Origin of the sequence: Sulfitobacter sp. G21635-S1 (assembly GCF_027213915.1) — a bacterium.
GTDB lineage: Bacteria > Pseudomonadota > Alphaproteobacteria > Rhodobacterales > Rhodobacteraceae > Sulfitobacter.
In genome coordinates this window covers 1-13,609 of record NZ_JAPWGV010000049.1, presented here as the reverse complement: position 1 = coordinate 13,609, position 13,609 = coordinate 1, and the positions used below count along the sequence as shown (strand labels likewise).

The 13,609-nt window shown below is 57.6% G+C and carries 15 protein-coding genes; 5 read left to right on the top strand and 10 right to left on the bottom strand.

All coding sequences use genetic code 11. The annotated features are described in order from the left end of the window. The 7 genes from O4H53_RS26460 to O4H53_RS26430 form a co-directional block, all read right to left on the bottom strand. The coding region (locus O4H53_RS26460; RefSeq protein WP_443069648.1) for a transglycosylase SLT domain-containing protein at positions 1-1,013 on the bottom strand (1,013 nt) is incomplete at its 3' end. Next, positions 1,003-1,170 carry a hypothetical protein gene (locus O4H53_RS26455; RefSeq protein WP_169737470.1) on the bottom strand — a complete coding sequence of 56 codons (168 nt, stop codon included), beginning with the start codon at positions 1,168-1,170 and terminating at the stop codon, positions 1,003-1,005. The genes O4H53_RS26460 and O4H53_RS26455, both read right to left, overlap by 11 nt. Next, the gene (locus O4H53_RS26450) at positions 1,167-3,542 is read right to left on the bottom strand and encodes a type IV secretion system DNA-binding domain-containing protein (protein WP_269367891.1); all 2,376 of its coding nucleotides are present in this window, start codon (positions 3,540-3,542) and stop codon (positions 1,167-1,169) included. Before O4H53_RS26450 ends, O4H53_RS26455 begins: the two co-directional genes overlap by 4 nt. Further along, positions 3,532-3,810 carry a type IV secretion system protein VirB3 gene (locus O4H53_RS26445; protein ID WP_269367890.1) on the bottom strand — a complete coding sequence of 93 codons (279 nt, stop codon included), beginning with the start codon at positions 3,808-3,810 and terminating at the stop codon, positions 3,532-3,534. The genes O4H53_RS26450 and O4H53_RS26445 overlap by 11 nt, the downstream gene beginning before the upstream one ends. Beyond that, entirely contained in the window at positions 3,803-4,087 is a 285-nt protein-coding gene (locus tag O4H53_RS26440; protein ID WP_027246639.1) for a TrbC/VirB2 family protein, read from the bottom strand. Before O4H53_RS26440 ends, O4H53_RS26445 begins: the two co-directional genes overlap by 8 nt. A gap of 107 nt (positions 4,088-4,194) precedes the next feature. After that, the gene (locus O4H53_RS26435) at positions 4,195-4,815 is read right to left on the bottom strand and encodes a lytic transglycosylase domain-containing protein (RefSeq protein WP_269367889.1); all 621 of its coding nucleotides are present in this window, start codon (positions 4,813-4,815) and stop codon (positions 4,195-4,197) included. A 43-nt stretch (positions 4,816-4,858) separates the two neighbouring features. After that, positions 4,859-5,212, bottom strand: coding sequence for a hypothetical protein (locus tag O4H53_RS26430; protein WP_269367888.1), 354 nt, complete (start codon positions 5,210-5,212; stop codon positions 4,859-4,861). A gap of 211 nt (positions 5,213-5,423) precedes the next feature. Between O4H53_RS26430 and O4H53_RS26425 the strand changes: the two genes are divergently transcribed. Then, positions 5,424-5,675 (top strand): hypothetical protein, encoded by a 252-nt coding sequence (locus tag O4H53_RS26425; protein WP_331284255.1) that lies wholly within the window; start codon positions 5,424-5,426, stop codon positions 5,673-5,675. Positions 5,676-5,748: 73 nt separating this feature from the next. Here the strand turns inward: O4H53_RS26425 and O4H53_RS26420 are convergent, their stop codons facing one another. Beyond that, positions 5,749-6,753: an RcgR family putative quorum lactone hydrolase gene (locus O4H53_RS26420; RefSeq protein ID WP_269367887.1), complete on the bottom strand. Its 1,005-nt coding sequence runs from the start codon at positions 6,751-6,753 to the stop codon at positions 5,749-5,751. Positions 6,754-6,765: 12 nt separating this feature from the next. Beyond that, on the bottom strand, positions 6,766-8,598 hold the full coding sequence (locus O4H53_RS26415) for an RcgA family putative transporter (RefSeq protein WP_443069646.1): 1,833 nt from the start codon (positions 8,596-8,598) through the stop codon (positions 6,766-6,768). A gap of 28 nt (positions 8,599-8,626) precedes the next feature. On the opposite strand from O4H53_RS26415, the gene O4H53_RS26410 reads away from it, so the two are divergent. From O4H53_RS26410 to O4H53_RS26395, 4 genes are all read left to right on the top strand, one after another. Beyond that, complete coding sequence (locus O4H53_RS26410; protein ID WP_269367885.1) at positions 8,627-8,908, top strand: hypothetical protein; 282 nt, start codon at positions 8,627-8,629, stop codon at positions 8,906-8,908. A gap of 86 nt (positions 8,909-8,994) precedes the next feature. Further along, entirely contained in the window at positions 8,995-9,750 is a 756-nt protein-coding gene (locus O4H53_RS26405; protein ID WP_269367884.1) for a hypothetical protein, read from the top strand. Between the two features lie 99 nt (positions 9,751-9,849). Then, positions 9,850-11,943 (top strand): UPF0149 family protein, encoded by a 2,094-nt coding sequence (locus tag O4H53_RS26400; protein WP_269367883.1) that lies wholly within the window; start codon positions 9,850-9,852, stop codon positions 11,941-11,943. A gap of 276 nt (positions 11,944-12,219) precedes the next feature. After that, positions 12,220-12,894, top strand: coding sequence for a GNAT family N-acetyltransferase (locus O4H53_RS26395; protein WP_269367882.1), 675 nt, complete (start codon positions 12,220-12,222; stop codon positions 12,892-12,894). Positions 12,895-13,046: 152 nt separating this feature from the next. Here the strand turns inward: O4H53_RS26395 and O4H53_RS26390 are convergent. Further along, the coding region (locus O4H53_RS26390; protein WP_269367881.1) for a hypothetical protein at positions 13,047-13,609 on the bottom strand (563 nt) is incomplete at its 5' end.

The window sequence follows — 13,609 nt, the reverse complement described above, 5'->3', positions numbered from 1 at the left end:
GCGCGGGCATAGGTGTTGAGCGCGACGCTCTCCTGCACATCTTCCGTTTCGGAAATCCGTTCGACGATATCCGCAATACGCAGGGCGGCTTGCCTGATCGCGGCGGGTGAGTTGTTGCCATAGAAGGCCGCGCCGTGCCCAGTGAGCGAGAGGTTGGCATTGGCCAGAAGCGCGGGGTCGATCGTGCCAAGCGCTTCGATCCCGCCGATACGGGTCAAATAGAGGTTATAGCGTTCGGGGATCACCTGGACGTAGTGCTGGGTCTCGCGAAAGGGCGGAACGCCGCCATACTCGAAAACCCGGCCGGGTCCGGCATTATAGGCCGCAAGGGCGTTGATGATGTTGCCATCGAATGTGTTGAGCTGGGTCGCGAGATAGCGCGCGCCGCCATGCACCTGCAGGTAAGGGCTGTCATAGTATTCCGGGTTTATGCCCAGATCGCTGGCCGTGCCCGGCATGATCTGGGTGAGGCCATAGGCGCCGACGGGAGAGCGTGCACCGATGGTGAAACGGCTTTCCTGCCAGATCAGCGCTTGCAGCAGCGCGCGCCATTGGACGGGGGAGAGCCCTGCGCGGCCAACACCCGCAAAGCCGCTGGTCTCCTGAGCCACGCGGATGATGAGCTGCTCGATGGTCTCAGACGCATCCCCGAACATCTGTTCACCGCCGGGATTGGGATCTATCTGGCCCGTGCCATAGACCGCCGCCACCGAGCGGTCGGGATCCCCGCTGCCGCTTTCCAGCCCCGAGACCATGGCGGGCAGGCCCTGACCGCCGAAGCTGGTCTGGGCATCGAGGATGCGTCGGAGGGTTTCCAGCTGCTCCCGTTCGATCTCGGCGATGAGTTCGCGCACGGCAAGCTTGTCCGCCTGAACGGCCAAGTCTGCTTCGCGATCGCCGGTCTCGACGATGTCACGCGCGGTCAGCCCACTGTCATTGGTCGGCACGCCTTGAGACAAGACGAGACCGGGCAGCAGGCAAAACGCGAGGATATGAGGCAGGCTAGACTTCAATGTCGCCCTCCGGCGCGCCGAGCGGTGCGAAGTGGCAATCCTGGGCTGTCGCTGCCGTCGAGGCGAGAAAGGAAAAGCAATTGGCCTGCGGCTCCCGATACTGGGTGCAGGAGGCCAGCGCGCCGAGCGCAGCCAAAGCGATAAGAATACGGATCATGAAAGCCTCCAGAAGTCTGGGCGGTCGCGGTAATCGGGGCCGACGAGCGCTTCGCCCTTTTCCATGCCGCCAAGGATCGTGAGATTGGGCCCGAGGGCGCTCAGATCGGCATCGACGACGATCGAGCCCTGGTCGTCGCGGATCAGCGCCAAGCGGCTGTTGCTGCCCGTGGTGAGAAGGACGTCGAGCTCCTTCTCCGTGAGGTTCAACATGGCGTAATCCGCAGGCTGCGCGCGGATATTGGGCAGCAGGATCTGCGTCGGCACGGCCTCGACGATGGTCTTGCCGGTCCGGGTGCGCTCAAGCTGGCTAGCATATTGCGTCATCATCACCGCGACCGTGTTCTGCTTGCGCGCGGTCACCAGCCAGTTCGACAGCCGCTCGGCGAAATACGCGTTGTCGAGCGCCTTCCAGGCCTCGTCGATCACGATGATGGTGGGGCGGCGATCCTCGATCTCGCGCTCGACCCGGCGGAAAAGATAGGAGAGAACCGCCATCCGTTCCTTGTCGGCCTCGCTGTCGAGAATGCCGGTCAGATCGAAACCCACCACATCGCCTTTGAGCGAGAACGTGTCCTCGAGGCTCTGCCCGAAGATCCAGCCATAGCGGCCGTCCTCAGACCATTCGAGCAGTCGCTGGTGCAGATCGCCGCCATCATCGGTGGACACAAAAAGCGACGCGAAATCCCGCCAGTTCCGCAGGGCCGGATTGGAGGCCTGCGCATTCTGGCGCACCACTTCCTGGATGCGGTTGGTCTGCGCCGGGGTCAGGGGCTTGTCAGCGCGGTAGAGCAGGGTGGCAAGCCAGTCCGAGAGCCAGGCGGTGCCGCGGGCATCGGTCTCTGTCCAGAGCGGGTTGAGGCCCGTGGGCTGACCGGCGTTCAGGGACGCGTAGCGCCCGCCATTCGCGCGGACCGCCATCTCCATACCAAGACGGTAATCGAAGACGAAGATCCGCGCCCCTGCTCGACGGGCTTGCGTCATCAGAAAGGCCGACAGCACCGATTTGCCCGACCCGGGCCGTCCCATGATCAGGGTATGGCCGCTTGTCGGTTCTTTGTCCGGGCTGCCCTGCTCGTGATAGGAAAACCGGTAGGCGCTTTGTTCGGGCGTGGGCAGATATGTGACGACCCGGCCCCAAGGGGTAAGTGCTGCGGGTTTGCCAAGCTGCGTTCGGTGGAAGGCCGCGAAATCAGCGAAGTTACGATTGGTGACGGCGCTGGCGCGGACGCGCTTGGGCTGGTTGCCGGGATGCTGGCTGAGGTAATGCGCCTTGGCTGCGACCCGCTCGCCGATCATTTTCACGCCCTCGGTCGCGGCGGCGTTCACGATCTCCGCGCTGAGGGTTTGCAGCTCTTCGAGCGTGTCGCAGAAGAGCGTCACGACCATATGGTGCTCGCCGAAGCTTTGGCGCTTGGCCTCGAGATCATCGGCGGCGATGTCGAGGGCTTCCATCAGCGAGAGGGCGGCGTCCTGGCTGGCCTGCATCTGGCGCTTTTGCCGCTTGATGCGGCTCGCCATGAGGTTCGAATTGATCGGCGTGAAGGAATGGGTGACGATCATGTCGACCGGCAGGTTCAGCATGTCGAACATGTTGCAGGAGGTGCCTTCCGAGTATTCCCCGATGGTGAAGCTCTTGCCATAGCGATGGCCCACCACGCCTTCCGACAGCTCGAAATGATCGCCGTGAAACGTCACGCGGGTATTGGCGACGTTGAAGGACAGAAAGCCGTAGGTGTTTGCCGGGTAGAGCGGCAGCTCGGTGCCTGTGTTGAGCGCGCCCAGAAACCCCACCAATTCCCCCGATGCGGCCGACAGCAAGCGCGGCTTCAGCTCGGCGAGGCCAGACAGAAAGACGTTCACGGCCTCGCCCAGTCGCTGCAGGCGTTTGCGGGTTTCCTCTCTCAGGCGGTCCGGTGCGCTGCGGCTGAGGAACGGCAGGAGGCTTTTCGGGGGCGGGCGGTGAATGACGGTGAGCGTCAGTGTTTTGTCGCGGAGCCCGCTGGTCTCGAGTTTCGCGCGCCAGCGCCGGTCGACCTCGCCAGCGAAGCTGTCCTCACGGATGGGGTCGAGATCAGGTTTGATGGCCTTGGAGACCTTGTGGACGTAATAGCTGAACTCCGGCCCAAGCTGCGCGACGATGCGCGCAAAAAGCGCCGTCACCTTGTCGAGATAGGCATCGTCCGTCGTGTAGCTGTTGATCCCCTCGAGCCGAATGCACCGGAAGAGCTCGTTCACCCGTGTCCGCACGGTCTGGTCGTCGACGAGGCTCACATAGGGCAGCATATGCGCAAGCCGGGTCTCGCGCGCATACCAGTCTGGCGTCATTGTGCGGGCATCGAGCGCAGCATCACGGGCGTCATCACGGGGCATAGCTGTCCCCGCCATGGATGCTGCGGTTTCGCGTGGGTGGCGTCTCCTGCATGGCCGTCATCATCACGTCGATGAAACGCGGGTCCCAATCTGCGGCCTTCCACAGCACCGGATAGAGAAGGGCGGCCACGCCCAGCACCGCGATGTGCTGGACCCAGACGAACAAGAGCACCGAGCCAAAGAGCCAGACCATCGCGTACATGATGGGCAGGCCCAGAAGCTTCGGCGGGCGCACGAGGCCGAGAAAAAGGGGCGAGCGCTCAGCCACCGGCAAAAACCGCGGCAACGATGGTGGGGGCGGCCGCAACACCGGCGATGCCCACGAGGACCCAAAGCGCTTGGCGCAGGTCGATGATGTTGAAGAACCAGCTCAAGAAAACGCCGAGGACCGCGAGTGTGGCGATGACCACACCAAGAGGTCCGGTCAGCGCATCGACAATGCCCTGCAACAAGCTTTGGATCGGGGAGAGGTCGATGCTCTGGGCGAGGGCGGGCTCAGCAATGAGCAGGAATAGCGCCAGCGAGGCGACAAAGAGGTTTGAAATCCAACTTGTTTGGAAAAAGTGGTATCGCCAATGCACTGCCGCGCTGCGCGCTCTCGTGACATTGCCGATAAGTGTTTTTAGGAATGATTTCCAAAAAGGTTGGGACATCATGAATTTGATCCTTCCAATCGGGCCACGACAGCCATGACGCGGGCCACGTGGTTCTGGGTTTCTCTGTAGGGGGGAATGCCGCCGTGCTGGCGCACGGCATCCGGTCCAGCGTTGTAGGCAGCCAGCGCCAGGCGCGGATCGCCGAAACTCTCCAGCATCATCGCGAGGTAGCGGGCGGAACCGTCAAGGTTCTGCCGCGGGTCACGCGGATCGACGTCGAGATCACGCGCAGTTGTCGGCATCAATTGACCCAGACCAATGGCGCCCGCGGTTGAGATCGCATCCTGCCGATAGGCGCTCTCCACTTCGATATTGGCGCGGTAGAGGCTCAGCCAGTCCGTGACGGAAAGCTCCGCTCGCCTTAGGCCAGGGTGGCTGGCATAGCGCAGGGCCGTGGTCTCTATGGCGTTTAGGACATCGGCGCGGGGCAGGGGCGCCGGACCGACACGGGCTGCAAAGCGCAATGCTTCACGCTCTGGCCCAGTTTCATCGCTGCCGAAAATCGCAAGTTCATCGGCTGCCGAACCCTGACCGATGCCGTCATTGTAGTTGCGGGCAAACCTATTCTGAAACTGCGACGGGTTCAGAGAGCCATCGCTCTCCATGACCAGCACCATCTGTGCCGAGGCTGGTCCTGCCAGAAGGCTAAGGAGAAGAAGGCTAGTCGCTAGCGCCCTTGTCGGATGCCGTGAGCTTGTGCGCGGTCCGCTGGCCCTCTTCGAGCGGCACATCGGCATGGGAGAACCCGATACCAATGAAGAAGGACACAACACCGGTGATTGTCTTGAACTCGCGAATCTTGATGTCGTTATAGGTCGTCCTGGTGCGGGCCGTGACCAGAAGCTTTTCGACGCCCTCGTCAGACACGGCACGCATGATCCAGACCCCATAGTAACTGGGGCCCTTTTTATGTGCCGATTCCTGGCACAGGACTTCAGCGCTGTAACCGCTTTCCACGAGCTCGCGGAACCTGGCTTCCGTAACCACATTTGGTGCTTCGATGTCCCAGTTCATGGCCCGGCTCACGCTTTCTAAAAACACGCAACGCTTGGGCATTCCTACTTGAAGCCCAGAGTTACGATAGTATACTTTCAACTGCAAGATATAATATCATGCATTAGCTGTAGTTTAGTTACGCAAACACTAGTCACGGCCAGTGTCCACGATCAAGGAGATAACAGGTTTGAGTACGCTAAGGTTAAAAGGCCTGCTCCCATTACAAACTTTGGCCATGCTCATCTGCGTCCCCGGGCTGGGTCTAGCGCAATCCTGCCTCGCACCGACCCGTCCCTTCCTGCCAAGCGATTCTCAGACGGCGCGGGACTATGCGGACATCATCCGTGGTGACTTCGAAGATTACATCCAGGATATCCAGAGCTATTTCCGCTGCCTGGATCAGGAACGGGCGCGGGCATTCGAGGAGGCGAGGGAGGTCAGCGAAGAATATAGACTATTTTTGGGTTTGCTGGACGAGTGAATTTGGCGGTGGGGTTTCGCTCCTGGACCACACCTCAGTCAGACAAGTTTGTTATCGCTGAATTAGTGCACATTTAATCTCCCTTAAGAAACCGTTGTAAATTCAAACCGGCAAAGACGATGTTGGGCGGCATCGCCAGTGAATAATGCCCACAATTTAACTCCAAAACATCTGGCCGCGCCCCGGCATTCTGGAGGTGTTCTAGGAACTGCTTCGACAGCTGTGGCAACACGACGGTGTCTCTCTTGGCCAACACAATCTGAAGCTCGAGTTCATGCCGTGCCAATCTATTAGCATAATTCTCAAGATTCATTGGCGCCCAGGCCCTATTAAGGTCGGCCAAGTCTAAAGTGGATTCAAGGCTCTCACGTATCGCCCGCGTCGCGCGGCCGGACCAAACCATATCCGCCAGACTTCCCGCCGTCAGAAACAAGGCGGCCTTCGACACTGCCGCGTCGTGCGCAGCAACCAACCCTGCCACCCAGGAGCCTAAACTCATTCCAAGAACTGAAATCTCTTCATAGCCCTCCCGCTTCAAGTATCTGATGAGTTTTCGTCCATCCAATACCGCCTGCCTCACAGATTGAATTGTCCGCCCCAGATTTGGGCTGAGCATGTAATCCGCGTAGGCTGACCCCGGACGGTGCCGCTCAAGATGATAAGGTAGAGCCATCTCGACAACCGTGATACCGCGCCGTGAGAAAAACTGGGCCAACTGACGATTGCGTTTGCTCGCATTCCAATGGTGAAAAACCACGAGCGCTTGGTTCAGAGAACCACTATCAGTTACTTTTGCGCAAACTAAGTTGTTATCTTTGATCTCAGTCGCAATTTCCGAAGGAAACCTGACCCAACCATCATCCTTCTCGAAATCCCAAGCAGAGGCATCCGGTTCATCAAAGAACGTCGGATCTGCACCGGCTTGGTCCGCGAGTGCGCAAAATTCTGGGATACTCGCAACCTTTTTTTCCTCAGGAAACGCAAGTTCCGATCCGAGCTCGAAATCTGCGATTTTCTTAATGATATCGCCATGCTGCGCCCGTCGTTTATCCCATCGATCAAGCCACGAATAATACATTCTGGGGTCCTCCTAGCACACGCCGCGTCGCCGTAGTTCTGGATTGAACAAGCTGTAAATTGCGAGCACCAGCCCCAAGCCCAGAAAGACCGAAAAGCCGACAAGGACACCGATCAGCAAGTAGTTCACGACAAGCATCGTCACAACTGCTGTCATCTTCGGCCATGGCAGATTGGGTTCATTTTGACCGGCGTTACCCTTCCGCACCGTATTCCCTTTGTGGATCAGATCTGACGACGGCAACCGGGCGAGGACCGCCTGTATTCGCAGGGATCCATACAGAAATGCAGCGCAGGTCGCCAAGACGATAAGCAAGCTGCTAAAATTTGTCGGCATGGAATAGTCGAGCCAATCGCGCTCCCCTTGATGGGCTCCAAAAATTGACAGAAAATCGTTGACGAGCCAATTCACAATCGTTTTCTCACCCGACAGCATAAATGTGCTTTGGAGCTTCATACATATGGCGATCAGAAGCCCTAAAACTGAGCACCGAAAAATCCCCCGCATGATCTTGTGGCCAATGTCTTGAGCCTCGCTTTGACCGCCTAGTTGCGCCCCAAGCTCAGACTCTCTCCCGATTTCCCAAAAATCATACGCCAAGGTACAAAGCAGGATGAGGCCTGCGAAAAAGAGAAAGAAGCACAGGCCCATGTAGAGGTAAGCGATCCCTGTGAACACGATCGCTTCCGGCACCGATATGACGTCAGGGCGTACAATTGCCAGCCGAGCCCATTCCACAGCGTAGTTACCGAGATCGCCTGTCAGCAGCGGGCTCAAGCACCGATCAATCCATTGAAAAACAGCGGCTACCGGCAAGCAAATTAAGAAACTTGCCCAGTAAGAAGACGAAAAAGACTCGGTCTTGAGCCTCCAGTTCTTGTCGCTCTCTTCTGCTGCCCCAGCATCCCAACCAGTCGCTCGATTGCCCTTTGCGACAAGTTTCAGCCGCACCGCTTGTTTCCAGTAGGTCAGCACCTCTACCACGAGCGCCAAGTATAGCGGCAGAACCACCAAGAATAAGACTGTCCAATTTGGCGCCCAAAGAAAACCGACTTGCCGGATCGAGCCCTCCGCCGGACCGATAAGAACGCTGTGGATATCCAGCATGTACGCAAAGAAGCCAAGTCCAACGGCACCGGCAAACACCAGAACGGGTAAATCCAATTGCGACTTCCTGCTAAAGATAGCTGCCGAACTCGCCGCCAAGCTAAAGTTGTGCCTGGGCGTTGTGACATTGATGTTCTGCGCAATCGCTGCTGGCGGTTCCATCTTTCTATCGGAGGGTGCGGACCACGCCGGTTTCAAAGTTTCTTGCACATCGCGTTTCGAACTTCTGCGCTTTTCCCGCCTCCTGGCGGCCAACCGCGATTGCGCGGCGCTCAACTCCGCTTGCCATTCACTGGTTGCCTGCGGATCCTCACACCCAAAGATCCTGGCCAGCCAACGAATGTTGTCGGTGCTAATCCCCTTGTCATTTTCTTGAAACCAAAGTTGCACCGTCCGTAGGTCAATCCCAGTCGGGTTTGCTTCGATTTGCGAAATCGCATCAGCCAGAAGTTCAGGCGTCCATGGGCCGGATGGAAATCCATCTTCGTCCATCGGCCGACCCACACCTGCCGATGCAAGGCGTTTGAACAATTTCTTAAGGTCGCTACGGTCTCCTTGTGGCGGGAGAAAAAATTTACCGTTCTTGATCAATAACCTACAAGCTCTTGCTTCGTTCTGTTTCGTCCGACTTCGTATCGTATCGTGCGTCTGTTTCCTGTGAAAGTACAACCACAGAGGGAAGTGAGAATGAGCGGGATCGAGCCAATTCTCACGTCGGCGGACTACGGGTTTTGCCATTCACTAAATTGGAAAGAGGAAGATGTAAGTGACAGCGCTCAACCGACGCGTTTTGCGGCCTTCGCGGTCAACGATCAGAGATAATGACGAAGCCGTGGCCATAGCCAGATTATTGAAGCAGGACGGCAAGAGTGTTGTCGGCTGGGTCTATCTCTGGGAGGCTTCCGTCCTCTCAATCCTTTGGACAAGCGAAGACCGTCGGGCCCATTTTGTCGATCCACCACTGAAGCCAGAAACGCTTTCAAAAGCGTGGAGCACCGGTGTCACAGATGCGGTTGTGTTTCTGAAAACCCTCGCGCCGCTCGATTGAGGGCTCCTCCGCAACCAACAATCACACATACAGCTAAAGTTGTGGCCTATCGCCTGACCAGTTCATTTTCGACAAGGACGACCATCATGATCCGCTCACTTAGAACAACTTCTTTCACGTTGGGATTTTCACTGGTATTGGCACTCTTTGGAGCGACCGCCAGTGTTCGATCACAGGCGTACCCAATTGATTGCGCAATTTTACTGTGTCTGTCGGGCGGTTGGCCTCATTCAGCGCCATGCTCGCAAGCGCGTGCGGAATTCATTCGACGCATCACGCCTTGGCCCATTGAGCCGCCGCTGCAGATCTGGCGTTGCCCCATGGGCGTGTCTTATCATCCGAGCCAGAACAACAAAGCGCCCACGGAGGTCTTTGACATTCTGTTCAAGGAACATCCAGATGTGCTGCCACAGACGGTTCCCAAACTTGTTGAAAGTTCGGCGACTACGCCAGGACAACCTTTCGCGCGACAACTTTTGCCTTCCTGGGCCGAGACCCAACGAGAGACCGGGGTACAATACATACAACATCGCGCCGACATCGACATCAGCGGTCCGGAATTCGATTTCGTCCGGTCCATTCGCGTCTTTGATGTGCGTCATGCCCGTCAATATGTAGCGGGAAGGGATGGCGGCTGCGTCCGGACTGCAATCATCTACCTCGGGACCTACAGCACTCAAGGGGATTTCTCCTGGGCAAGATCATTTCCGACCGCACTTCCGTCGGCTCACTTTGGCCTCGAACGTTGGGGGGCAGACTGTCCCAGTATTTTTCATCGCTCTGTCTTCGTGGATTGGCAAGACTACCAAGGTAATTACGGATTTGAGCAAGTTGACTATTGAGCAATACTTGGCAAAATCGGTGTGATTCAAACCTCGCCGATATTGTCGCCCTGATGCGCGATCTTTATCCGGTCCTATTACTTAGCTATCTTGACTGGCATGAAACAGAATATTTTCCACGCCTGCATGTCTGACCGCCTTGGCACAGATGAGGACGGCTTGGGTTCTCGCTGGGCAGAGGCATGGTCGCACCCGATTGCTGGCAATAAAAGCGCTGTGTCGGACCTGCTTGGGCAGATGGATAAAGAGCCGGAGTTGCGGGACGACCTGTTGGGGCTCTTCAGCGGGGTTCTGGATGCCATGCGCATGAACCTCGAGAACCGCGAAAAAGACGCAACGGCAATCTTTACGCTGGTTGAGTGCTGGCTCGACGCGAAAGCGGCGTCTGGCAGTCTGGATAACAGACAGAAAATGGCTCTGTGCCAGGCCTTTATCCGTGCAGGCCTGGAGCCGCCTGATGCGATCCGGATCACGTCGAGCGGGACCGGTTCTGAGGAAGACATCGGCGGCCGCGATGTGCCCGATATCGAGACCCTGATGGGAGAAATTATCCCGGACGATGTCACAGGCTATCCGGCCTATATGGTCTTGCGGGAAGGCTTCGGCGCAATGCCGCATGGCGCGTCGGCCCTCTTTGTCACCCAGATGATTGCGCAAGCGGTCCCCAAACTGGTGTCGCTCGGGCGGTATTTTTTGCTCGACCCGATGGTGGAGATGCGGAAGGCTGCCGCCGAGGGTTTTGTTAATCTAGCGCAGGCAGGTGCCATTGATGCAGGCGTGCTCTCTGATCTGATCAGATTGCGCAAATGGCTCCCGGATCAAGCAACCAAAACAATATTGGATCGCGCGATCAAAGAGGCGCTGCGGCGGGAAACTACGGGTGGATCAGTCCCGGGTGCTTGGATGGTGCACCGGCTGGTAACATCGCTGCCTGACGGCACGGGCAGCCAGAGCATCATGGCCAGTGTCAGTCGCGGCAGCAAAAAATGCATCGCCACGCTGCTCCTGAAGGCGGGCTACGGCATCAAGGATGCCTATGCCATCCCCTGCACCAGTGCCAGTGATCAGCGGCGCACTCTTATCGAGTTGGAAGACGCGGTGCCGATGCATGAGGTGCCGAAGACTTACCTCTCCAATGCCTTGGCCACAGCCCTTGGAGAGGGGCTTGTCGAGGGCCTGCCGCCCGCGCCGGGGTTTCTGGAGGTGGCCGAGATGTTGGGGCTGGGTGACATCGCGCCAGTAGAGCACGGCGCCGTGTCTTTCCTCGAGATTGCAGACCCGGAGGCCCAGTTGGCCGACTTGTCTGCAACGAAACGCGGGCGTCTGATTGCCCGAAGCCTCGAATGGGCGCGGGACCATGAGATGTCGTCGAGCTGGTTTGTGACCGATGAAACCCTGTCAGCGGGGTTGGATGAGGCCAAGACCGAACGGCAAGCCGAGAAGGTGGTATGGGCGCATCTGGAAACGCAACGGGAGTTCTGGACCGCGCTATTTGCCAGATCGGCGGCTATTCTACGTTCTGCTGGATCCGATGATTGGCTGACTTTTGCGGCTGTTGTGCAGGTACTGGACAGCGGTCGTACGCTGAGACGTATTCCGATATTTGAAATGATCACGGCTCTAACGCTGGATGTCGCAGAGCAGGGTGGTGTCGATGTGCTAGCCGCGGACGAGGACTTGCTGGACGACCCCTTCACCGACGATGACTTTGATCCCGACATTGAGCCAGAGGCGACAGGTGAGTTGGGACGCCTGCTGCGCAAGACGCCGCTGCGTCCGGATATGATCGATGGCTATCTCACAGCCGTGATCGTGGCCCCACGATTTGTAACACCAACCGACTGGCTGCCACCGCTTCTGGCTGAGATCAACTTTCCCGGAGGCAACAAACTACAGCGCGTGCTCGATATCATCATGCTGCGCTATGGTGCGATCCAGTCCGGTCTCTACGAGGGAGACATTGCGTCTGGAATCAGAAAGCGGTCCGCGCGGAAGTTCGACGACTGGCTCTCTGGTTTTGCCCAGGCCAGTGCCATCACCGCAGCCTGGCCAAAGCGGGCGCTGTCCAAGGACGATCAAAAATTCCTGCGGCTCATCAAGGATGGTGCGCAGGGTGATCATATTCACGACACGCTAAAACCTCTGCTGCCGAGTTGGCTGGAGGCAATGGCGGCAAAAGCACTCGACGGCTAAACCAAACCTTTGCTGTACAGGGGTATTCTTGAAAGCCTCAGCTTTACAGAGCACCAATCAGAGCAAACTCATCCTTGAACAACGTGTCATCTAAAGGCGATCGATGCAATTTGTCCCGCGATCTTGATCAGGAGGGGCGCAAAGGTCATCATGCATCGGAGCGACAGGCCTTCCGGCCACGTAAAGTGAGAGTTACAGGCATGTTCCCGGCTGCTGCGATAGAAGAAAAACCTACCGAATGGTCAGTGTGGTTGGATGCGGATATCGGAGTCTGCTTTGTTACAACGCCAGGAAAACGCGGAGATTACTCCGCCGGTGGTTGGGTATGAAAGCATGACCGGAGAACGGAACAAGAAAGGCCGGGAGACGAATCCGTCATCGGAAGACATTGGGGCCCTTCAGAGCGAGATTGACAAACTGAACCGAGAGCTTCGTGCTTTTGTCGCTGTGGCACTGCAGCACGGTCTGCGCGATTATTGTGAAGCCCGGCACCCAAAGTTAACTGAGGAGCTCGAGAAATTTTATGCGCATTCGCCGCTCCGTGCGAAACAAAAATACGAAACGATCATCTCCCGGATCAGTAACGTTCCCGGACTTCAGGGGACACCGGGAGACACCGCAGAGCGAATATATTACCGTAATGCACAGGACAATGTGGCCTATATTGAGCACGCGCTCAAAAGGAAAAGGTTTGTACTGGGTGGCATCTGGGTTGCGCCGCATTATCGCGGCAAAGGACTGGCGCATAAGATTCTGCGTGTCTTGGTAGAGGCAGCAGACGAGGCCGACCTGAGCATAGAGCTTTATCACGAGCCGTTTGGCGAAGAAGGCTTACGCGTGAACGAGCTGGAAGCCTTTTATAACCGGCACGGGTTTACAATGCATAACACAGCGCCTGGTGGAATGGTCCGATTTCCGCAGTCTCCGCTTGATCTCTATGTTGGCAAATAATGCTTGAGGTCGTTTCACAGTCTTCGCACCCGACGTCATATATAGTCGGGAAATGCAACTCAGTTTGCTGGTTTCAAATGCGCAAATAGTTACATAAGTCTGATTATACGACAACGCTTTAGCTGCGGCGCTCTGTTATGAGGCGGCTTCTGTCAACTGCCGCGATCATCGCGATCGGGCTTACACCGCTTGCTGCCAAACCTGCCGCCGCACAAGGCTACCAGATCGATTGTGCGATCCTCCTGTGCCTCGCAGGCGGTTGGCCGCCTTCGGTCCCATGTGCCCGGGCGCGCGCGGAGTTTATCCGCCGGATCACGCCCTGGCCAATTGAGCCACCGCTGCAGATCTGGCGTTGTCCAATGCGTGCTGAGTTCGAAGCGCCGAACCCGGTTGAGCGCCTCTACAGGTTGGCGGGGTTCAATCCGGGTCCAGCAGTCTCCCTGCCCCGAGAGCGAGAAACGCTCCAACTCGCCCAAGCTGTCGGGCGTGCCGCCGATATCGATGTGACGGACCCTGCTTTTGATTTCATCCGCTCCATAGATGTCTTTCAGGTTACGGCACGTCAGAGGGAGGGCCGTGACGATTGCAACAGATATGCTTCCGTGCGGCGTGGCACGTATGATCAGGACGGCCAATTTCGGTGGCAAAACAGCTCGATAAGTGCCCTTCCTCCAGCCTTCCGAGGGGCCGAGCGATACGGCCAGAACTGCCCCGA